Source organism: Roseobacter sp. SK209-2-6 (assembly GCF_000169455.1).
GTDB lineage: Bacteria > Pseudomonadota > Alphaproteobacteria > Rhodobacterales > Rhodobacteraceae > Pseudophaeobacter.
The window spans coordinates 1-21,781 of the sequence record NZ_AAYC01000015.1 but is presented as its reverse complement, the minus strand read 5'-3'; the positions used below and the strand labels follow the sequence as shown (position 1 = coordinate 21,781).

Below are 21,781 nucleotides of genomic sequence, written 5' to 3'. Positions count from 1 at the left end.
TCTCCGATGTCATCAATGGTGTTTCTGCAGCACGATCTGCTGGCTTGTCATCAGGACCGCCTGCGGGTCGGTCAGGTCCGGATATTGTTCACGGACCGCATCCGTGACGAATTGCGGATAGGTACGGAACATCAATCGAACCTCAGCACGGACCGGAAAGGCGGTGTTTATCGGCAGGTCAAATACCTCATCGCGATGGCCACCCGCTGGGATTTTTGTGTCCTGCAGCATCTTCTCATAGCGCCAAAAGACAAAGCCCACCGGCTCACCGTATTTATCGCCAAAGACCTTTCGGAAGAAACGTGCATTGGGATCAACCACCCCTTTGGCATTCATCTTGCCGCTTTCCAGAACCACCTCTCCATCTGCGTCCCGGACCGTTACGTCCAGCCAGACTTGCCGGAAATCTGCCACACCGGTGGGAAGCGCATGGCCTGCCCCCGTGTTTTTGACACGCACGTTCAGGCGGCCTTCCTCGGTCAGGCTGGTGTGGAGCTCTGCAGCCGTCTGCAGCAGCTCAATGCTCATCCGTTTCAGATCGGGGTTGCGCAGCCCCACCAGATGGTAATTCGCACCCGTGAACTGATGCGTGACCACATTGGCTTTCACCCGCCCGCCATCGGTAGAGATACCAGGGATGTCTTCGCCTATCCGCTGGATATCCGCGTGCATATGGCAATCGATACAGGTGCGGTTCTGCGCAGGATCTTCGGGCGCATTATAGGGGGAGTTTTCCCACTCACCGTAGGTGTCCACAATCACCGACCCACTGCCCGGCGCGAACTCATTGTGGCAGGCACTGCAGAGTTTGGAATCGGCGTAGAAATCCTGACGGTAGCTATCGGCATGCACCTGCGGCTTGGCATTGATCGCCTGATCTCCCAGCCAATCAAGGATGTCATTGCCGTTCTCCTCAAAGACATAGGTCTCGCGATCCTTCAGGTTCACCGTAAAGCTGGCATTCCCCCCGGCCTCTGCATCGCGCGCCGCCTCCAGCTTGGTGATGCGATGACAGAACAAGCAGCCAGTGCCTTCGTCCAGATCCGGCTCTCCGCGTTCCAGGGCCTCAAACAGCGAGGCCCCGCCCTGCTCAAACATATGCCCCGCGTTTGAAGTTGCCGTCAGGCCAGAGAGCAGCCCCTGCGGGTGATGGCAGCCCATGCACCAGGTGCGGAACTCTTCTCCTTCGGTGGCGGCGGCGATGTCCTCCACCACTTTGTAATAGGGGTTAGAGTCGCCCATCAATCGGTGCAGGCTATCAGCCCATTGGTCAAACATGTCGGAATGACAAGAGGCACAGGCGGCCGAGTTGGTCCATTCCTCTTCATGCACGGTGCCCCGGTCATCATCCAGCCTGAGCCAGGTCGAAACCAGAGGCAGGTTGCCGGGTGCGGTAACGTATTCATGCAGATCCAGCATCATACTGGCGACGTCTGCGGGGGGATCTTCCGGGTCGATCAGCTCTGCCGCTGCTTCGCCATCATGTCCCATGCCGCCCTGGGTGCCCTGAATGATGCGGATGTAATCTCCTATGAAATCCCCAGCGATCATTTTCGACAAGTTGCCATGGCCGATACGGGCATAGCGGTATTGGTCCAGTTCGGTTGCCTCATAGAGGTAACCATTGGTGAAATTGAAACCATCCACATGGCAGCTTTGGCAGCTCATCCAATCGTCACCGGTCATCGGGTAGCTCTCGTTCCGGTCGGTATTGCCCCTATGGAACAGGGTCATGCCGGCCCGGAGCAGCGGCGCAATCGGGTCCCGCTGCATCAACGGTGCAAAACTGGCATCAACCAAGGAGACTTGAGAGCCCAAGCGCAACCGCGACAGAGCAAGATCCATCGCGTTCTGGACATAGACATCCTGGCCCGCAACAACCAACCCGCGCGGATTGGCACCGGGCAGGTGCCGCAGCAGCTGCGTCACAACCGCGTCCTTGGCTTCGATTTCCCCCGCTGTGATCGGCTCCCGCTGTGTCAGGTCAAAGACCATCAGGTCTTCGCTACCGGCCAGGGTCACCAGAACCTTGCTCTGATCCGCTGCGAACTCCGCATCAAAGGGATTGGCCACGATCATCGTTTTCGGCGAACCGTCAAAGCGCTTTTGCACCGGGTCTTTCAGGTCAATCTGGCGAAACAACTGTTTGCGGCGATGGGGCAGCTCGCGCTCGGCACCTGGGGTCAGGTCCAGAACAGAGACCGCCGGAAAGACCGTTGACTGGAATTGAAACAGGTGGTCGAAATTCCACAGAACATGCGGCAACCAGGCCTCTCCCTCATCCGGGCTGACGGCGATGTCATCCAACATACGGGGATGCCCCTGAGAGGCAAATTCATCTGGCTCATCGGTGGCAGCCAATTCGATCACGCGTGGTGCCGCGAGGGGCAAAACCGAGGTGTCGAAAATCGATAGTTTTCCGACCATCGCATGGGTCACCAAAAGCCGCCCATCTGACAGCAGGGCCAACCCACGCGGGGTGTCTTCGGTCGGGATGCGGTGCAACACACCTTGCTCCGGGTGGATCGCGACCAGCTCATGGTCTTCAAACAGACTGACCCAGAAGAGCGCATTGGCTGCGTCATAGACAATGCCAAAGGGGCGGTTACCTACCTCAAAACGGTTCAGAATATCACCGCTTTGCCAGTCGAAGATCACCACCTGGCCATCAGCATAGTCAGTTGCCGCGATCAGCCCCGCATGCCCCTCAGCCACACGGCGGATGTCGCGCCCTAGCGTAACCTCTCCCAGCTGTTCGCCAGTCTCACGATCGATCCAGGACAGGCTGCCCGTCTCAAAATTCGCGCTAAAAAGGGTCCGACGATCCTTCCCCAGCACCAGAGCCCCGCTTTCCTCCGCTGCAAAGGCAGCACCGCCCAGCACCACAAGCGCAAGGGTAAGGCCCAACAGCCATTTCAGGCTTTTCAGCATCGACCAGCGTTTTGAGTGACAGATCAGAACAACAACCAGGGGAAGCGCAGGCAATAGATGAGCCCAATAGGCGATTTGCCCGGTCAGATTGCCGCGATTGCCATAGAACACCAGATAAAGCCCGCTGAGGGTCAGCAGCACCAGGGCATATTCAATGATATGGCCTGTAAGGCGCAAAAAGGGTTTTTCAGACCTCTTCAGGATCCCCCTATGCGCCAGCCAGAACGGCAACACAAAGAGTGGGAAAGCCAGCAGTGAAACCAGAATGTGCAGCACCAGCGTTGTGCGTTGAAATTGCCAGGGCAGATTGAACCCTGTCCATAAGATGAGACCGCTGATGGTCAAGAAATACAGCACCAGTTCGGCGGGTTTCGACCGATAGCCTTCCCGGCGCCAGAAATTCACAACAGTCTTTCTGAGGCCTGGTACAAAGGGGGCGATTGCTTGCATCATTGTGGATACCGGTCATTCCATTTGAAACTGAGATAGGAGTGACCAGAGGCTGCCTCCATGATCTCAATCAAGGATGACCTCTTTACCCGATAAAAATACTCAAAAATAGTTGCTGTGCAAAAACAAGTTGCTAACAGCGCCCAAAGCTCCCCCGAGGCAGAGTGTATCTCCCCGGACAAACTCAGCCCGCGGCTTCGGAACTAGGGGAGAAGAGTAAAAGCAGAGAGCCGATTACCCTGTTCATTCCAATTTGCTGCTCCAGCTTTTGCGGAACGAGGCCGGAGATTGACCAAATCGTTTTTTGAAGCGGATCGAAAGCTGCGTTGCGCTGCTAAAGCCGGTCGCGGCGGAAATCTCTGCTACGGTCATATTCGTTTCATTCAGCAGCGCCAGGGCCCGCCCGACGCGCAGCTCGATGTAGAACTGTACCGGCGAGGTCCCTACGTACTGCTGGAACAACCGTTCAAGCTGCCGTCGCGAAATTTGGGCATGATCCGCCACAACGCCGATCTCAACCGGTTCTTCGATGGTTTCATGCATAAACTGCATCGCATTGATCAGATGCTGGTTGCGGCTGCTCAAGGCCACCGAAAAGGCTGACTTTTGCAGCGCTTCGCGATTGTTCGAACGAAAGTGGATGCACATATCTGAAACGATCACCGCCAGGTCCTTGCCATGGTCGGTCTCAATCATCTCCAGCATCATGTCGGTGGCGGCATTGCCTCCGCCGCAGGTCATCAACCCCCGGTCGATCTCATAGAGGTTCGCCGTTGGCACCAGCCCCGGAAAATACTCTGAAAAGGATGGCTGGTTCTCCCAGTGCAGGGTAAAGCGTTGCTGCTGCAGGATACCGGCCTGCGCCAGTGCAAAGGCGCCAGTGCAGATGCCACCAAAGCCGCTGCCATGGGCATGCTGCCGCCGGATCCAGGAGAGCACCTTTGGGCTGGCACTCTCAGAGGGTTCAATTCCCGAACAGACAAAGGCAAAGCTGCCGCGCGGCAGATCCTTCAGCGGCAGATCCGTATTGACTTCAATGCCATTGGAACAGGGCACCGGTGCGCGATCTTCGCTCATCAGGAACCAGCGATACAGCTCTCTGCCGGTCACCTGGTTGGCAACGCGCAGAGGTTCGACAGCGGCGCTAAAGGCCAGCATGGTCAGCTTCGGCAGTAGCAGGAAGTAGACGTCTTTTGGCGGTCCGTCATAGTCAACCCGGAAACTGGCCGCACCTTTGGGGACATAGCTGCGGGAAAGCATATCGGTAACCTAACAGATTGAGGGTTCGCGTCAAAATGCGCGCCGGGGGAAGGGAATTGCCCGGCGCGCTTGGGTGATCAGGCAGTCACTTTTGCGACCGGCTCACCACTTTCTTCCCAGGCGACGATTTCCTCTGCGCTGGCCTTGGGTGAGAACAAACCGGTCATCGCGTAGAAGATACCGATGAGCGGCGACAGCCAGCAGGCAAAGGCCAGCGGGATGTAGAGGAGGTTCTCGAAATTGCCGTCGGCAATCCCCAGCGCCAGCGCCGAGATCACAAAGGCGCCGCCCGCATTCCAGGGGATCAGCGGCGAGACCAGCGTGCCGCCTTCCTCGATGGCGCGTGAGAGATTCAGCGGCGAAAATTTCATGCCGCGATAGACCGGTGCATACATCCGCCCCGGCAGAGCTATAGAGAGATAAGGATCCCCTGCAACAGCATTGGTCGCCACCGAGGTCAGGATGGCCGAGGTCTGTACACCACCAAAGCTTTTCACCCGGGCAATGATCACTTCGATAATGGCCTGCAGACAGCCAACGCGCTCCAGCGCGCCGCCAAAGCCCAGCGCCAGCAGCACCAGCGAGATGGTCCACATCATCGACTGAATGCCGCCGCGGTTCAGCAGTGGGTCGATCTCTGCCACACCTGTGTCGATGGAATAGCCACTATTGGCAAAGGTAAAGGTCTCATGCAGGCCCGCGCCTTGGCAGGCCATTGCCATGATGCCGCCAACAACAGCACCGGCAAAGAGTGACGGAATGGGGGGCTGCTTCTTCACCGCCAGCACGATGACCAGCAAAGCAGGCAAGAGCATCAGCGGAGAGATCCAGAAGGCGTTGTCCAGCGCGGTGGTGATCGCATCGATGCGTTCAAACGAGACCTTCGAGGTGTCGATCAGGGTAAAGCCCACAACCAGATAGATCGCCAGCGCAATCAGCATCGACGGCACCGTGGTCGGCAGCATGTTGCGGATGTGGTCAAACAGGTTGGTACCAGTCACCGCCGGGGCCAGATTGGTGGTGTCTGACAAAGGCGAGATCTTATCGCCAAAGAAGGCCCCTGAAACCACTGCGCCAGCGGTCCAATACATCGGAATGCCAAAGCCCGCACCAATACCCATCAGCGCCAGACCAACGGTGCCCACAGTACCCCAGGAGGTGCCGAGCGAGACCGACACGATGGAACACAACACCATACCTGCGGCCAGGAACAGCTCCGGCGACAGGATCTTCAGACCATAGTAGATCAGCGTTGGCACGGTGCCGCTGGCAATCCAGATGCCAACAATCATGCCAACGGTGATCAGGATCGACACCGACGGCAGCGAAATATTGATGACGTGGAACACGCCTTCTTCGATATTGTCCCACTTGTGACCCAGTTTCAGGCCGACCAGTGCCGTGATGGCGATACCGATCGCCAGGGGGATATGCGGCGTGAAATCGCCAAAGTAAAACAGCTGCACAGCCAAAACTGCTAGCGTCAGCAGGATCGGCAGCAGCGCCATTCCCAGCCCGGGTTTCATAATGCGTGAATCAGAGTGTGACACGGGTTTCTCCTCCCTTGGATCAGGTCGCCTGGATGCGGCGGATGTCGCAAAACAACAGAGATTGCTCTGCCAGACTCGATGCCAGCGCGCCGGAATGATCAGAATTTGCGACATCTGCGCAGGCCGAACCGCATGGGGGAGAATGTTCCCAATAGGGGAATACCCATGACGAGAAGGGGAAGGAGCCCAGTGCAAGACCTGGCAACTTACTGCACTTGGGCGGCATTTTTCAAAGGGTTCTGAATACAGGGCACCCTGCTCATTTGGCCAAACCCCGCCCGGCTTGGTGTTCATCCGCGATGACTGGGCCAAAAACCCATGGAGTTTCTCAATTTCACGATGTATGTGATGTTATCACATAATGAAGCACCATCCATGACCGCCCGCAAAACCTCCAAAAACAATCTTGGACAAACCTCTTTGAAACGTCGGGCCCGGCGGGGCAACCCGATGAGGGCCTATGACCAGTTGCCACGGGAACTCCGCCTCTGGATGCAGAATGCAAAAATGCCCTGGTCTGCGGCCTCTTGTCAGGCGGTCTGGAAGAAGACCCAGGCGCGGGGTGGCGCAGTCGCCGAGTGTCTGGAACGGTTAGAGCGGGCAGAGGCCGCAACACTGGCGCGGGAGGGGGGCAGACCCGGTCGGAAAACGACACCCAAAGCCCTTTTCCGCTGCTAGACATTCACCTGTGCCCGCTTAAAGCTTGGCCAAATCTCCAGACCGTTTTCAAAACGGCGCGTGGGTATCTGGTCACTGAGGAAGGGCAGCGCGATGCAACAGGCAGAGAACAGCAAGATAGATGTGCTGGTGATTGGCGGTGGCACCGCAGGCTTTGGGGCGGCGGTGGCAGCGGGGCGCAAGGGTCTTTCGGTTCGCCTTTTGGAAGCCGGGCCCAAGATTGGCGGTGTCATGGCCTTTTGTCCCGGCATGCCCTGGGGTGGTGGCTACCCTCGCGACACCATCATTGGCGGCGTGTTAGAAGAACTGGCCAATCGCCTGACCCAGATGTCGCCTCCTGCGGCGGAGAAACGTCCCTGTACGCTGGAAAACTTCGGCCCAGAGATCCTCTATGATCATGACATTACGACACTGACCATGTTTGAGATGCTGGAGGAGGCCGGTGTCGAGGTGGAGCTGAACGCAACCGCACTCTCCCCGCTGATGGAGGGCAAGCGCATCGCTGCTGTGGAGTATTGCAATCGCCATGGGCTGCATCGCACCGCAGCACAGGTGGTCATCGATTGCTCCGGTGATGGTGACATTTCCGCCAAGGCAGGGGTGCCCTACCGTCTGGGCGATGAGCAGGGCCGCATGATGGGCGTGACGCTTACCTTTTTCATGGAGAATGCGCCCTGGGACCGGGTCTTTGCCAAGGGAGACCCCTATTTTCAAGACTATGCCGCCAGGGGCATCGCCGAGGGGCGCCTGCACGAGGATCTGGGCAAGCTCTATCTGATGAAAGGGTTTCATCAGGACAGTGTCTTTTGCAATTCTGTGGTGATCCGGGATGTGGATGGGACCGATCCCGCTGGTGTAGCACGCGCCACTCAGGAAGGCCGCCGTCGTTGTCTGCAGATGGCAGAGTTCCTGCGCGCTGATGTGCCCGGTTTCGAACAGGCCCGGATGAGCATGCTGGGGCCAACCGTAGGCGTGCGCGAAACCCGCAAGCTGGAGGGCATGGTCACCATCAACGGAGAGGATCTGGCACGCGGCACCAAATACCCCGACGGCATCGTCTGTTGCGACAATCCGATCGATGACGTGATGCGCTCATCCGATGAGATGACCCACGAGGCAATTGTGGCGCCGGGCAGCTACTACACGCTGCCCTTCCGCGCATTGGTCCCAAAAGAGATCGAGAATCTCATGTTCGCGGGCCGCATCCTTTCTGCCGATCCGATGGCCTTTGCTTCTGTGCGCGGCATGCCCCAATGCATGGCGATGGGGCAGGCCTGTGGCTCCGCAGCAGCCCAGGTCATCAGCACCGGCCAATCAGTTCAGCAGGTTGATACCCCCGCTTTGATCGCGGATCTGCAAAGACAGGGCATAAGGGGGCTAGGCGACACCCCCCTGTCAGAGGTCTGAGCCACGCGCGCCCTATCCTTCCGGACCTATCGAGCAGAGCAGGCCAATCAATTGCTCCACATGCCTGTCTCCGGTCCGGAATGAAGAGAGGCTGATCCTGAAAGCGGGTCGCCCCTCCCAAACGGAAGCGCCAAACCAGGCGACACCGCTGTCCTGAACCTGTTTCAGGATCGCCTCGGTTGCTGCATCGCTGCGGCCACGCACCAGCACCTGGTTGAGCACAACCCGGTTCAGAACCTCAAAGCCCGCCGCCTGCAGAGCCTGCCCGATGCGCTGCGCCTGGTCATGGTGCCCGGTAACCAACCGGGCCACCCCGTCACGCCCCAGGGAGCGTAGGGCGGCCCAGATCGGAATGCCGCGTGCCCGACGCGAAAACTCCAGTGTCAGGTTCTTTTGCGCCTCTGCCGAGGCGGTGGAATAGGCCGCATCGCTGTTCATGACCCGGGCAAGCGCCTGCGGGTCCCGACAGATCGCCATGGCGCCATCATAGGGCGTGTTCAACCATTTATGGCCATCCGTCGTCCAGCTATCAGCACCCTCCACGCCTTTTGTCAGGTGGTGCAGTTCTGGCGCCGCGCGGGCCCAGAGGCCAAAGGCACCATCCACATGCACCCAGGCTCCTGCGGCTTTGGCGCGGGGGATGATCTCTGAGAACGGATCGAATTCACCTGTGTTGACCTCCCCTGCCTGCAGGATCAACAGCGTGCGCTGGTCCAGTTCTGGCAAGTCTTCGGGCTTGATCCGGCCCTGCTCGTCCACCGGTGCCTTGATCACCCGGTTCCAGCCAAAGCCCAGAACCTGCAGGGCTTTGCGAATGGTGACATGGGTGCTTGCGGGCACCACCACCTTGATCTCTGGCGCGCCAGACAGGCCATCATTGACCACATCCCAGCCCAGGCGCGCCAAAAGCGCTGCCCGCGCCGCTGCCAGGCAGCTCAGCCCGCAGGCCGTTGCAGAGGTGCCAAAGGCCACGGCACTCTCCCGAGGCAGGTCGAGGATTTCCAGCAACCAACGCGCCGCCTGGCTTTCGATCGCAAAGGCCGCCGGGCTGCCATCCTCGGTGGAAGCGCATTGATCCCAGGCGATGGCCAGACGCTCTGCCGCAGCGGCGGCTGGCAGGCTCGCCCCAATGACAAAGCCAAAATAGTTTGGGCCATTGTTGGCAACCGTCGCCGGTGAGCCAAGGTCATCCATCAGAGCAAGTGTTTCCATCCCAGGTCGTCCCAGATAGGGCAAGGCTTCGTTGAAACCAGACAGGGCCGCTATGCTCTGCGCATTGGGGAAGGCGCGGCGAGTGTCATTTCCGGCCAGGTACTTTCGCCCCCGGCGATCAGCTTCCTCTAGCAACTCCAGCTCATTCATGGCAATTTCCCCTCAGCCAACCTACATCGAAAAGAATCTATATAGGTTTTTATCAATATGCTCAACCCCCTGCCGGATCACCTCCCCGCCCTGCGCGCGCTTGCCAATGCGCATCGGGTGCAGATCATGGATTGGCTTCTGGACCCCGAAGCCTATTTCCCGCCTCAGCGTGATGGTGATCTGGTGGAGGATGGCGTCTGCGTCGGCTTTATCACCGAGCGCACTGAACTCAGCCAGCCGACCGTGACAAACCATATGAAGATGCTGGAAGAGGCCGGGCTGGTCACCTCCAAGAAAATCAAGAACTGGGTCTTCTACAAGGCAGATCGCAAAGCACTGGAGGCACTCGCGCTGAGCTTCAAGGCAGCCTCAGAAAAGTAACGCTTCAGTCCGCGGCTGGGGCCTCGGGAATGGGAAAGACCACGTCATAGGCCCAGTTATAGACAAAGGCATAAACAAGGTAGAAACCTGCGAATCCCAGGTCCATCACCAAAGCGGTCCAGAGGCTGATCTGCAGATACCAGGCAATAAAGGGCAATAGGACGGTCAAGAGACCGGCTTCAAACAGAAGCGCATGAAAGACCCGCAAGCTGGGCCATTTCCGCGTATGCCCCAGGCGCCGCTGCATCAGCCAGTCAAAGCCCAGATTGTAGAGATAGTTCCAGAGGGTCGCGATGGTCGCCCCCACTATGGCGACAACCCCGATTGCATGCATCTCCATGCCAAAGGCCCAGGATCCAAGCGGAACAATAAGAAGAATACCAATGATTTCAAAGCTTACCGCGTGGCGGATGCGGTCTGCGGTCTTGCGCATTTCTTCACTCTCACAGAAAGTAGCAGTTCCGAAACCGCCGCTTCATTTCCCGGCCTTTGCCTTAGATGTCCCACCCTGCTGGGCGGCCTGCTTATCCTGATACATGCCCGCATCCGCAAAAGCTACAAAAGCATCGACAACCGGGTAAGATTTTGGGGAAGCACTGGCAACGCCTATGCTCACAGTCAGATCGCCCTTAAACTCCCTCTCCAGCTCTTTGCGCAGATGATCGGAAAACTCCCGGACATCGGCAGTCCCCGCGCCGGGCAACAGAACGCAGAACTCATCCCCACCATAGCGAAAACAATGGTTTTCCCCGCCACAGACCCGGCGCAGCAATGCCGCAAAGCGCTGCAGCACCCGGTCCCCCGCAGCATGGCCTCTGCTATCATTGATATGTTTAAAGCCATTCAGGTCCGCAAAGATCAGCGACAGTCTCCCTTTCCTACGCTTGGCTGATTTCAACTCTTGCGCAGCCGCAGCAAAGAAAGCGCGCCGGTTCTTGATACCGGTCAGATCGTCCAGCCAGGCGAGCTTCTCTATACGCTCGGTCCGTTCAGCGATCTTTTTCTCCAGGGATCGGGAGTATTCCAGCAATTCGTTTCGCGCCAAAGCAACCTCTGACACCAGACCCTGGATGTAGGTGTCAAAAACAAACTGCAGATCAAACATCATCAGGCGTCGCAGAGGCTCCACAGGCGCGTTTTCTGGGTCCAGCTCTCGTAGGTGTTCACAAATCATGCTTTCCAACACCTGAAGAGACGAGACATAGAGTTTGGGCGGGACCCCGATACGCGCATGCACCTTGCCGATACGCAGCCTGGAATTTACGTATTCCGCCGCATATTCGCCCTGAAACAGGGACAAAACATAATCGCGCATCGAATCCTGAAGCCGTTGCAGCGTCTCGCTGTCGCCAATCAGTGTCCGGATCTGCGGCACAGAGGTTTGATGGACATAAAACTCTTCAACAATGGTTTGGGAAAAGCGAAAGGCGGCCTCGCGCAGGGCGCCCAGCTGTTCCTCATCCTCTTTGGTCAGCCCCAGAAGATCCTTGCGCTCTTGAATATCGGCATCGGTAATCCCCAGCTGCTCCGCCAAAGATTGCGAGATATTATCGAAGACCTGTTTGGTCATACTAGTCGCAGTGAATTTCAATGAGTTTGATTGCATCGCATTTTGCTGACTTAGATTGGTGGACCACACCACCGCCCATTTTCAAAGACTATTCAAAATCTTACCTATTGGTGAGCACGAGTCGATCCACACAATCTACAACAGCAATAAATGCCCGTTAAGATTAATTTACAGGCAAAAATCCACCGTCAATTTTCCCATTCCTTCGCGCCCGCAGCGCAAACACGGGCAAGGGCCCATAGCCTAACCCGACAAGTCACTGCGCGAACGAGACCAATGAGGCGTCCTTAGCCTATCACATCAATAGCGCGGACAAAGCGCGCCACTTCCTCCTCGGTGTTAAAATAATGCACCGAGGCCCGCACAAGAGAGGGCAGATCACGGGGTTCCAGATCCAGGCGCGCGCTAGTGAGTTTGGAAACTGAGACATTCATGCGTTGCTCGCGCAGGGTTGCGGCCATCTGCACTGGGTCTTGACCTGCTTTTCGGAAAGTTACGATCCCGCATTTCCTCTCGCCCAGATCGTGCAGACTGACCCCCGGAATATCTGATAAAGCCTCCCGTAGCTTATCGGCCACTTGGGCAACACGGGCCTCGATGGCGGGCAGGCCCATACGCTGCGCATAGCGCACTGCCGCCATCAAGCCGACGCGCCCCGCAACAAAACTCTCCCAGTTTTCAAAACGGCGCGCACCCTTGGCCAGCTCATAGCGATCAGCCCCTGTCCAGAGGGCGGAATGCAGGTCAACAAAGGGCGGGTCGATTTGCTCCAGCGCCTCGCGACGCACATAAAGAAACCCAGTCCCGCGTGGCCCGCGCAGGAACTTGCGCCCAGTCCCCGTCAGCACATCGCAACCGATCTTTTGAACATCGATGTCAATCTGGCCAACCGACTGACAGGCGTCGAGCAGATAAAAGATCCCATGTTGGCGCGCCAATGCACCAACGGCTTCGGCCGGGTTGACCAGGCCACCCTGAGTTGGAACATGGGTGATTGCAATCAGGCGGGTCTGTGGGGTGATGAGGGCCTCTAGCGCGGCCACATCTATCTGACCCGTTGCATCCGAAGGTGCGAGATCGATGTGAAACCCTTTGCGTTTGGCCTGCTGCAGGAAAGCCAGGTAGTTTGACGCATATTCCGAGGCATGGGTGATCACCCGATCGCCAGGTTTCAGGTCCAGCCCGTAAAAGGCCATATCCCAGGCCCGCGTCGCATTTTCCACATAGGCGATTTCATCCGCCTCTGCGTTCAGAAGGCCCGCAAACTCTGTATAGAAGGCGGCCAGATCCCCGGCTGCCAGGCGCTCCGCTTCATAGCCGCCATAGACTCGCTCATTGTGCAAGACCTGCTGCATTGCCTCATAGACCTCATCCGGCATCAGAGAGGATCCGGCATTGTTGAAATGCAGAACCTCCTCGCAGGCAGGCGTATCCGCCCGCACCTGTTCCATATCCAAAAGAGATTGCGTCAGCGATGCAGGTGTCATGGTCAGTCCAAGGCCTTTGTTGAGGAAGGCCAGGTGGGTCCCACCAAGACCTTCAATGGCGGAGATCTTTGCAATCTCACGCAGAATCACCGCCAGGACAATCCTGTAGCACGCCCTAAAAACCAACCCATACCGCAGGCAAAGCCGCATTCCCCTGGGATTTAGGGGGCTCTGGCCCCGGCACAGCCCTGCCAACCGGCATGGGTTGCAGTGCTTTTGCTTTCTTTCCTGCGCAAACTGCTGTATGCGCGGCCTATCTGAGACACGTGCCTGGCCCCGGCGCGCGAAAGTAAAGATAGCAAGGGGCCGGCGGCAATGGGGCCGCTAGTGAAAAACGGGAGACCCGGGATCCGCCTGGGAGTGCTCCCAATTAGGATGCTGACATGTTCAACGTAGCAAAGAAATCGATGCAGTGGGGCGAAGAGACGCTCACACTGGAAACAGGTAAGGTTGCCCGTCAGGCAGACGGTTCGGTGATCGCCACTCTGGGCGAAACCTCCGTCATGGCCAACGTGACCTTCGCCCGCCAGCAAAAGCCTGGCCAGGACTTCTTCCCTCTGACAGTCCACTACCAAGAGAAATACTATGCCGCCGGTAAAGTACCTGGCGGCTTCTTCAAGCGTGAGGCCCGCCCCACCGAGAAGGAAACCCTGACTGCGCGCCTGATCGACCGTCCGATCCGCCCGCTGTTTGTGCCTGGCTTCAAAAACGAAGTTCTGGTGATGTGCACCGTGCTGTCGCACGACCTGGTCAACGACCCGGACATGGTAGCCATGATCGCGGCCTCTGCGGCGCTGACCCTGTCGGGCGCACCCTTCATGGGCCCGATCGCAGGCGCCCGTGTTGGTTTCGAGGATGGCGAATACGTCCTGAACCCAACCGTCGACGATATGCAGGACCTGCGCCTGAACCCTGAGCAGCGCCTCGACCTGGTTGTTGCTGGCACCAAAGACGCGGTGATGATGGTCGAATCGGAAGCCTACGAGCTGTCCGAAGCGGAAATGCTGGGCGCAGTGAAATTCGCCCACGAGCAGATCCAGCCGGTGGTCGACCTGATCATCTCGCTGGCCGAAGAAGCCGCCAACGAGCCCTTCGAATTTGCCGCACCTGACTACAGCGACCTCTATGAGGCCGTCAAAGCAGCAGGCGAGACCGAAATGCGCGCGGCCTTTGCGATCAGCGACAAGCAGGAGCGCACCGCCGCTGTTGCCGCCGCCCGTGAAACCATCAAAGGCGCTCTGAGCGAAGAGCAGCTGGAAGACGCCAACCTCGGTTCCGCGCTGAAAAAGCTCGAAGCAGGCATCCTGCGCGGCGATGTGGTAAAAACCGGCAAGCGTATCGACGGCCGCAAGACCGACGAGATCCGCGACATCGTTTCCGAAACCGGCCTGCTGCCGCGCACCCATGGCTCCGCGCTGTTCACCCGCGGCGAGACCCAGGGCCTGGTTGTGACCACTCTGGGCACCGGCGACGACGAGCAGTTCATCGACGCGCTGCACGGCAACTTCAAATCCAACTTCCTGCTGCACTACAACTTCCCGCCCTATTCGGTTGGTGAAGTTGGCCGCGTTGGCGGCCCCGGCCGCCGCGAAATCGGCCACGGCAAGCTGGCCTGGCGCGCGCTGCAGGCGGTTCTGCCTGCCGCAACCGACTTCCCCTACACCATCCGCGTGGTCTCCGAGATCACCGAATCGAACGGCTCCTCCTCCATGGCTTCGGTCTGCGGCGGCTCCCTGTCGATGATGGATGCAGGTGTTCCCCTGAAAGCACCGGTTGCCGGTGTGGCCATGGGCCTGATCCTGGAAGACGACGGCTCCTATGCGATCCTGTCGGACATCCTGGGCGACGAAGACCACCTGGGCGACATGGACTTCAAAGTGGCAGGTACCGAAAAAGGCATCACCTCGCTGCAGATGGACATCAAGGTTGCAGGCATCACGCCTGAAATCATGGAGAAAGCCCTGGCCCAGGCCAAGGACGGCCGTCTGCACATCCTGGGCGAAATGGCCAAGGCTCTGACCGAAGCTTCTGAGTTCTCCGTCCATGCACCGCGCATCGAGACCATGAACATCCCAACCGACAAGATCCGTGAAGTGATCGGCTCGGGCGGTAAGGTCATCCGCGAGATCGTCGAAGTCTCCGGCGCCAAGGTCGACATCAACGACGATGGTGTGATCAAGATCGCGTCCGCCAACGGCGAAGCCATTCAGAAGGCCTATGACATGATCCACGCGATCGTGGCAGAGCCCGAAGAAGGCGCCATCTACACCGGTAAAGTTGTGAAGATCGTCGATTTCGGCGCCTTTGTGAACTTCTTCGGCAAGCGCGATGGCTTGGTGCACGTCTCTCAGATCGAGAACCGCCGCCTGAACCATCCTTCCGACGTTCTGAAGGAAGGCCAGGAAGTCAAAGTCAAACTCCTCGGCTTTGACGATCGCGGCAAGGTACGCCTGTCGATGAAGATCGTTGATCAGGAAACCGGCGAAGAAATCGCACCTGAGAAAAAAGGCGAAGCGGCTGACTAAGCCTCCTTCGTCCTGAATTTCAGCAAGGCCCCGGTGGAAACACCGGGGCCTTCTCGTTTGATCGGAAGCAGTGTGGAAAGCTCTTTGAAACCAACAAGTAACGCAGATCCGATTTTATTCGTTCATACCTGTTTAGAATAATGTGACCCGGCGTGTCCGGCGCTCCTCTGTCTTTTTCGCAGCTCCCGCAGCAGAACTCTCCCTACAGCGAAGACACTGCTTAAGGACCTCCTCCATGACATTCTCCAAACTCTCAATCTCAACCGCAGCCCTGTTGATCAGCGGCAGCGCCCTTGCGGCCCAATCCCTGCCCGAGGGGTTCTATCTCCAGGGACAGATCGGGCTGAGCCAGCTGCAAGGCGCGGATTTTTCCGGCCAGATCGGAGGCGGCAGCCAGTCTGTTGCAACGGATTTTGACGATGGCTATGGGCTGCGTTTTGCCCTCGGCAAAGAGGTCGTCGCCTGGAGCAACAGCAATATCGGCACCCGGATCGAGCTGGAGTTCGCCTATCAGAACAATGACGCAGACGCGGTGAACTTCTCTGGCAACGGCCCCGCACCTGAGGGCAACGTCAGTGGAGATGTCAGCTCCGCTTCGCTCTTTGCCAATGTTCTGTTCGACTTCAAGCAAAGCGGCAAATTCACCCCCTTTGCAGGCTTTGGCCTGGGGCTGACACGCAGTGATCTTGATGTTGTCTATGGGCCGGGCGTTGTCATTCGAGGTGATGATACCAATTTTGCCGCCCAGGCAATCGTGGGGGTTTCCTACGCGGTGAATGAGCAGACCAGCCTGGTCTTTGATGCGCGTTATGCCCGAGCCTTTGATGTAGCTAGCCCCCGGTTGGCCCCCAGCGGTGCCCTCACCGGTGTGGTGGAGGATGATCTGGATAGCTTCAGCATCAACGCTGGCCTGCGGTTTCGGTTCTAAAGTCACCTGCGCAAATTGGGGGGAGGCGGGGCTTCCCCCTTCCCAGCTCCGCCATTCAAGGATATTCCGGGACCATGCGGTCCCTGATCATTCATATGCCCAGCAGTGGCAAACGCGCAGCCAATGTGGCGCAGTTGCTTGAACGCCTGCCCAATGCCGAAGTGGCAGAGGCGGTCAATGGGCGCGAAGTGGTCGCCACCAACGCGCAGGAGCTGCGCCAGGGCGATATGCACCGCCCGCATTACCCTTTCCCCCTCTCCCCTGGAGAAGTTGGCTGTTTTCTGTCCCATCGGCGCTGCTGGCAGCGGATTGTCGACGCAGGCTGGGACTATGGGATGATTGTTGAGGATGATCTGTCGCTGGAGCCGGAACAATGGCGAGATACTCTGGCTTTGATCTCAGCGCATGCGGATGCTGAAAGCTTCATCCGCCTGCCCGCCAAGCGTCGCGAAGCCCCGCGCGAAGTTATTGCCGAAGAGGGTCAGAGCAAGCTTTTCCTACCCAAGGTCATCGGGCTTCAGACTGTGGCACAGGTGGTAGGGCGCAAGGCAGCCAAGCGCCTGCTCACCGCCACTGAAGTGCTGGATCGCCCGGTGGATACCTTCCTGCAAATGCACTGGATCCACGGCCAGCGGATCCAGACGATCCTGCCCAATGGGGTTTCCGAACTGACGCAGGAACTTGGTGGTTCGACAATTCAGAAACGCAAGAGCAGCAACAAGATCTCACGCGAGTTCAAACGCAGCCTTTACCGCGCGCAAGTGTCATCCCGCCCTCAAAAAGCCTAGCCTCTCTGAAACTCGGAAAAGTAGTTTCCTGATACAAGAAAGGCGTCCCAGGCCTTACTCCCAGCCCAGACACCTTCAAAATACTCTTGCGGATTTGCCCGTTGCAACATGTCATCACGCATACATATCAACGCGTAAACAAGATCATGGGGCCAGGTGAGCAGTAGACCTTCCGCCGAAATTGCGTGAACTTCACAGGTTTCTACAAGTACAGATTTTTCTGCCGCCTTGAAGGCTGAGGCAGGTATTGTCGCCCGTTTGTCTCGAAACTCATTGTGGCCTTCGACTTCTTCAATCCCCAAAGCTTCAAGGAAACGCCCGACAACAGGCTCCTGAATTGCGGGGAGCATGTCTTCCTCAGGGCGGTAGAGATCATTCTGGCGAAGGTAGTTTTCAAGCTTTTGGGCGATTGAGGGGTCAATTTTGCCCCTGTCGCCATGTACCGTCGTCAGCCAAACCGCCAATGCAAAATCACGAAAATCCGGAGATCCAATCTCACCTCTCACGGTTTGCCAGGACACCGCTTCGCCCGTTGCCTTAACTAAGTCTTCAAAATCCATTGGAGCCTGATTTGGGCGCTCTGGCAATTTCCCGCTTCGCGACCTCTCAACCAGATCAAAGTCAGATCCATACTCGAGGTGCATTGGTCCAAAAGCTGCGGTTTCCGGAGAAAAACCAGGCACTCTGAAAAATGGGTTCAGGGCAAAAAACACATGGACGTAACTCTTGGCATAATACTCCAGAACCGGAACCCCGTCAGGCGGATCTGAGATGGCGCGGGAATAGGGCAAACACTTGTTCTCTCAAAGGAAAAGACCTCCCGTCAACGGGAGGCTCTCTGCAAAAACTTATAGCTCCACTGACTAGGCTGCAGATCTCCTGCGCCGTTTCAGAGCCACTGCGCCAAACAGGCCTGTCAGCAAAAGCATACCACCGGCGGGCAGCGGCACCGGACTGATAGGGGCCGGACCAGAATAGGCCGCAACCTCGGTTGAGGTTAAAACACCACTGTAGACTTCTAGGAAATCAAGCGAGCCTGGCGCTTCCTCAACACCAGGTGGATGGTCATCGTCAAACAGGTCAAAGGATGTGAGCGTGCCCAGATAGCCCGTGCCACTCTGCGCAAAGGAAAAGGCTTGGCTACCGTCTACGTAACCGGTTGTCGTTGTCCCATCAAAAGTCAGAACAACCGTAGCATCCACATTGGGGGCAAAGGCACCGGATGGGCCGGAACCGCCTGCTGCATTATAGTACCGCAGCCCTGTGTTGTTGACATAGAGACCATTGTCGCTGGTTTGCCCCGAAATATCGAGCAACCTGTTGTAGGTGTTGAAATAGTCAAACTCGAGGCTGAAGGCGATCGAGTAAGCGGAGAGCGGGGCACCCATGGTGACGCTCAATCCTTCATCGATACCAAAGTTGTAGCGACCGCCAGAAACCGAGCCGATGCCCGTTGCAGTGGCGCCGCCTGCAGTGTCCGTATAGCCTGAGTCAAAGGTAAATTGACTAACCAGTGTCGCGGCATTGCTAGTCGTCGCTGCAAAAAAAGACAGGGCAGTAGCAGTCACAAGCGATCTAAGTGTCATCGGCTAATTTCCTTTGAATGCTTTCAGATCTGGCTCGCCAGGCGAGTAGAACACTAAAGTTTTACTTCAATTGAGGTGAACGCAGGATGGAAGCTTGGAACCGGCTGAGTCAATCGAATTCGTTAACGAATTCCACAATGCCGCGGTAGAGACAACGATCCAGCACCTTCTTCCAGCCCTGTGCTATCGCCTCCCCCTGCAGCAGAAAGCACCGCTCCGGCGGATGGTTCTCCTCTGGGGCAAGGGTGCCTGCGCAACTAAAGAAGGGGCCGACAGGCCCCTTCCATTGCACTTCTGCGAAGCTTGTATTCTTATTCTGGCGCTTTGGTTTTGCGCAGATAGGGGAAGATGGTCTCGAACTCGCCAAACTTGGCCTTTGCATCTTCATTCGACACTGCGGGCGGGATGATCACATCTTCACCAGGAACCCAGTTGGCCGGGGTTGCAACCCCTTTGGAGGACATCTGCAAGCCATCCAGCGCGCGCAGGATCTCAGCAAAATTGCGGCCCACGGTCATCGGATAGGTCATCGAGAGTTTCAGCTGCTTGTCCGGCCCGATGATAAAGACAGAACGCACGGTGGCGCTATCAGCTGGGGTGCGGCCATCGGGCAGATAGGCTTCGGCGGGCAGCATGTCAAAGGCCTTGGAGACCGCCAGACCTTCGTCTGCGATGATCGGGAAACCGGCGGCGGCATTGCCATAAGTCTCGATATCGCTTTTCCATTTCTTGTGGTCTTCGACACCATCAACGGAAACGCCAATCACCTTGCAGCCGCGCTTGGCCCATTCGTCATTCAGCTGTGCAACAGCGGAAAACTCGGTGGTGCAAACCGGGGTGAAATCCTTGGGGTGAGAAAAGAGAATGGCCCAGCTGTCGCCAATCCAGTCGTGGAAGCTGATCTCTCCCTGATCGGTCTCGGCGGTGAAATTCGGAACAACATCATTGATACGCAGGCCCATGGCACTCTCCTCTTTCGTCAAATCCGCCCCTCGATGGGGAACGGTTCAAATCCTGCCGCAACGTTACAGCGCAGCGCCAGATTGACCAGCGCAAAAGTTGTAAAGACGCGGTTTTCACCAGTTTGTTCAAGCGGACCTCAGCCAAATCATGGCGTCGACCCATGGTCTCTTGCCTTGGGGTGGAAAATTTGATCAAATTATTCCACCAGCGCTCTTGCCCCCCGGTCAGCGGGGTGACAGAGTAGCCTCCGACCCCTGGCACCCCTGCTGGTGCCCTCGTCTGATTTGGGAGAGACGGACATGATCGAGAAACGTGACTTTTACATCAATGGCCAATGGGTGGCCCCTTCTCAGCCGCAGGATTGCGAGGTGATCGACCCCTCGACCGAGGAGGCCTGTGCGGTCATCTCGCTGGGCTCCGAAGCCGATACCAATGCAGCCGTTGCCGCCGCCAAGGCTGCCCTGCCCGGCTGGATGGCAACCCCACCTGCTGAGCGCATCGCCCTGGTTGAGAAACTGCTGGAGCTTTATGCGGCACGCTCCGAAGATATCGCCCAGGCGATGTCGATGGAAATGGGCGCGCCCATTGATCTGTCGCGCAGCTCTCAGGTTGGTGCAGGCTCCTGGCATCTGCAGAACTTCATCAAGGCGGCCAAGGGGTTTGAGTTTGAAAAGCCCCTGAATGACAAATCCCCAAACGATCGCATCATCCATGAGGCAGTGGGCGTAGCAGCCCTGATCACCCCCTGGAACTGGCCGATGAACCAGATCACCCTCAAGGTGGGGGCCGCAGCCGTTGCCGGTTGTACCATGGTGCTGAAACCCTCCGAGCAGAGCCCGATCAATGCGATGATCTTTGCCGAACTGATGGATGAAGCGGGCTTCCCTGCTGGTGTCTTTAATCTGGTGAACGGCGATGGTCAGGGGGTTGGCTCGCAGCTTTCCAGCCATCCGGATGTAGACATGGTCTCCTTTACCGGCTCCACCCGAGCGGGCACCGCGATCTCCAAGGCTGCCGCCGATACCCTGAAAAAGGTCCATCTGGAGCTGGGCGGCAAGGGCGCCAACATCCTGTTTGAGGATGCCGATGAAAAGGCGGTGAAGCGCGGCGTGCTGCATATGATGCAGAACACCGGCCAAAGCTGTAATGCGCCTTCGCGTATGCTGGTGCAGCGCGGCATCTATGATCAGGTTGTTGCTCAAGCCGCGGCCGTGGCCGATAAGGTCGAAGTTGGCCCCGCCTCCGCCGAAGGTCGCCATATCGGCCCGGTTGTGAACGAGCTGCAGTGGAACAAAATCCAGGGGCTGATCCAGGAAGGCATCGACGAAGGCGCCAAACTGGTGGCCGGCGGCACCGGCCGCCCCGAGGGGCTGAACAAAGGCTTTTACGTCAAGCCAACGGTCTTTGCGGATGTGAACAACCAGATGACGGTTGCCCGCGAAGAGATCTTTGGCCCGGTTCTGGCAATCCTGCCTTTCGACACCGAAGAAGAAGCCATAGAGATTGCCAATGACACGCCCTATGGGCTCACCAACTATGTGCAGACCCAGGACCCTGCGCGCGCCAATCGTCTGGCCCGTCAGCTGCGCTCTGGCATGGTGGAAATGAACGGCAAATCCCGCAGCGCCGGCTCCCCCTTTGGCGGCATGAAACAGTCCGGCAATGGCCGCGAAGGCGGTAGCTGGGGCATCGAGGACTTCCTGGAAGTCAAAGCCATCGGCGGCTGGGCGGCAGAGTAACCCTATCGTTTCCTCCAAAACCCGACCTATATGACGCCACCGCTTTTGCGGTGGCGTTTTTGTTTGAGGAACTCACGGCAACCACCCGAACTCAGCTTTCAGGAAAAAAGCAGAGAGCTCCCGCGCCTCAAACGCGCTTTGGCATGGGCCAAAACACGTTTGAACCTTGGGCCTGG

At 57.7% G+C, this 21,781-nt stretch carries 17 protein-coding genes; 7 read left to right on the top strand and 10 right to left on the bottom strand.

What is annotated here, in order from left to right:
- Nucleotides 1-12 precede the first annotated feature (12 nt).
- The 3 genes from RSK20926_RS18885 to nhaC all read right to left on the bottom strand — a co-directional run bounded on the left by RSK20926_RS18885 (nt 13) and on the right by nhaC (nt 6,167).
- Complete coding sequence (locus RSK20926_RS18885; protein WP_008209191.1) at nt 13-3,384, bottom strand: hypothetical protein; 3,372 nt, start codon at nt 3,382-3,384, stop codon at nt 13-15.
- A gap of 240 nt (nt 3,385-3,624) precedes the next feature.
- Nucleotides 3,625-4,641 (bottom strand): GlxA family transcriptional regulator, encoded by a 1,017-nt coding sequence (locus RSK20926_RS18880; RefSeq protein ID WP_008209190.1) that lies wholly within the window; start codon nt 4,639-4,641, stop codon nt 3,625-3,627.
- Between the two features lie 77 nt (nt 4,642-4,718).
- Nucleotides 4,719-6,167 (bottom strand): Na+/H+ antiporter NhaC, encoded by a 1,449-nt coding sequence (gene nhaC / locus RSK20926_RS18875; protein ID WP_008209189.1) that lies wholly within the window; start codon nt 6,165-6,167, stop codon nt 4,719-4,721.
- Between the two features lie 399 nt (nt 6,168-6,566).
- Here nhaC and RSK20926_RS18870 point away from each other — a divergent pair, with 399 nt between their 5' ends.
- Nucleotides 6,567-6,869 (top strand): DUF6525 family protein, encoded by a 303-nt coding sequence (locus RSK20926_RS18870; protein ID WP_008209188.1) that lies wholly within the window; start codon nt 6,567-6,569, stop codon nt 6,867-6,869.
- 93 nt (nt 6,870-6,962) lie between these two features.
- The gene (locus RSK20926_RS18865; protein WP_008209186.1) at nt 6,963-8,276 is read left to right on the top strand and encodes an FAD-dependent oxidoreductase; all 1,314 of its coding nucleotides are present in this window, start codon (nt 6,963-6,965) and stop codon (nt 8,274-8,276) included.
- Between the two features lie 12 nt (nt 8,277-8,288).
- Here RSK20926_RS18865 and RSK20926_RS18860 read toward each other — a convergent pair whose 3' ends face one another.
- Nucleotides 8,289-9,638: a pyridoxal phosphate-dependent decarboxylase family protein gene (locus RSK20926_RS18860; RefSeq protein ID WP_008209184.1), complete on the bottom strand. Its 1,350-nt coding sequence runs from the start codon at nt 9,636-9,638 to the stop codon at nt 8,289-8,291.
- A gap of 57 nt (nt 9,639-9,695) precedes the next feature.
- On the opposite strand from RSK20926_RS18860, the gene RSK20926_RS18855 reads away from it, so the two are divergent.
- Nucleotides 9,696-10,019 carry an ArsR/SmtB family transcription factor gene (locus RSK20926_RS18855; RefSeq protein WP_008209181.1) on the top strand — a complete coding sequence of 108 codons (324 nt, stop codon included), beginning with the start codon at nt 9,696-9,698 and terminating at the stop codon, nt 10,017-10,019.
- A 4-nt stretch (nt 10,020-10,023) separates the two neighbouring features.
- On the opposite strand, the gene RSK20926_RS18850 is transcribed toward RSK20926_RS18855, so the two are convergent.
- The 3 genes from RSK20926_RS18850 to RSK20926_RS18840 all read right to left on the bottom strand — a co-directional run bounded on the left by RSK20926_RS18850 (nt 10,024) and on the right by RSK20926_RS18840 (nt 13,166).
- Complete coding sequence (locus RSK20926_RS18850; protein WP_008209180.1) at nt 10,024-10,452, bottom strand: PACE efflux transporter; 429 nt, start codon at nt 10,450-10,452, stop codon at nt 10,024-10,026.
- 42 nt (nt 10,453-10,494) lie between these two features.
- The gene (locus tag RSK20926_RS18845; protein ID WP_008209178.1) at nt 10,495-11,589 is read right to left on the bottom strand and encodes a diguanylate cyclase; all 1,095 of its coding nucleotides are present in this window, start codon (nt 11,587-11,589) and stop codon (nt 10,495-10,497) included.
- Between the two features lie 287 nt (nt 11,590-11,876).
- Nucleotides 11,877-13,166 (bottom strand): aminotransferase class V-fold PLP-dependent enzyme, encoded by a 1,290-nt coding sequence (locus RSK20926_RS18840; RefSeq protein WP_008209176.1) that lies wholly within the window; start codon nt 13,164-13,166, stop codon nt 11,877-11,879.
- 293 nt (nt 13,167-13,459) lie between these two features.
- Between RSK20926_RS18840 and pnp the strand changes: the two genes are divergently transcribed.
- The 3 genes from pnp (at nt 13,460) to RSK20926_RS18825 (ending at nt 17,317) form a co-directional block, all read left to right on the top strand.
- Nucleotides 13,460-15,601 (top strand): polyribonucleotide nucleotidyltransferase, encoded by a 2,142-nt coding sequence (pnp, locus tag RSK20926_RS18835; protein ID WP_037255804.1) that lies wholly within the window; start codon nt 13,460-13,462, stop codon nt 15,599-15,601.
- A 235-nt stretch (nt 15,602-15,836) separates the two neighbouring features.
- Complete coding sequence (locus RSK20926_RS18830) at nt 15,837-16,529, top strand: outer membrane protein (RefSeq protein ID WP_008209173.1); 693 nt, start codon at nt 15,837-15,839, stop codon at nt 16,527-16,529.
- A 74-nt stretch (nt 16,530-16,603) separates the two neighbouring features.
- Nucleotides 16,604-17,317, top strand: a complete 714-nt coding sequence (locus RSK20926_RS18825) for a glycosyltransferase family 25 protein (RefSeq protein ID WP_008209172.1) — start codon at nt 16,604-16,606, stop codon at nt 17,315-17,317.
- On the opposite strand, the gene RSK20926_RS18820 is transcribed toward RSK20926_RS18825, so the two are convergent.
- The 3 genes from RSK20926_RS18820 to RSK20926_RS18805 form a co-directional block, all read right to left on the bottom strand.
- Nucleotides 17,314-17,877: a DUF2711 family protein gene (locus tag RSK20926_RS18820; RefSeq protein ID WP_157133179.1), complete on the bottom strand. Its 564-nt coding sequence runs from the start codon at nt 17,875-17,877 to the stop codon at nt 17,314-17,316. The genes RSK20926_RS18825 and RSK20926_RS18820 overlap by 4 nt on opposite strands.
- A 303-nt stretch (nt 17,878-18,180) precedes the next feature.
- On the bottom strand, nt 18,181-18,903 hold the full coding sequence (locus tag RSK20926_RS18815) for a LamG-like jellyroll fold domain-containing protein (RefSeq protein WP_037255802.1): 723 nt from the start codon (nt 18,901-18,903) through the stop codon (nt 18,181-18,183).
- 311 nt (nt 18,904-19,214) lie between these two features.
- A complete protein-coding gene (locus tag RSK20926_RS18805; protein ID WP_008209165.1) occupies nt 19,215-19,865 on the bottom strand; it encodes a peroxiredoxin in 651 nt (216 codons plus the stop codon).
- Between the two features lie 300 nt (nt 19,866-20,165).
- Between RSK20926_RS18805 and RSK20926_RS18800 the strand changes: the two genes are divergently transcribed.
- Nucleotides 20,166-21,605, top strand: a complete 1,440-nt coding sequence (locus RSK20926_RS18800; RefSeq protein WP_008209163.1) for an aldehyde dehydrogenase family protein — start codon at nt 20,166-20,168, stop codon at nt 21,603-21,605.
- Nucleotides 21,606-21,781: the final 176 nt, after the last annotated feature.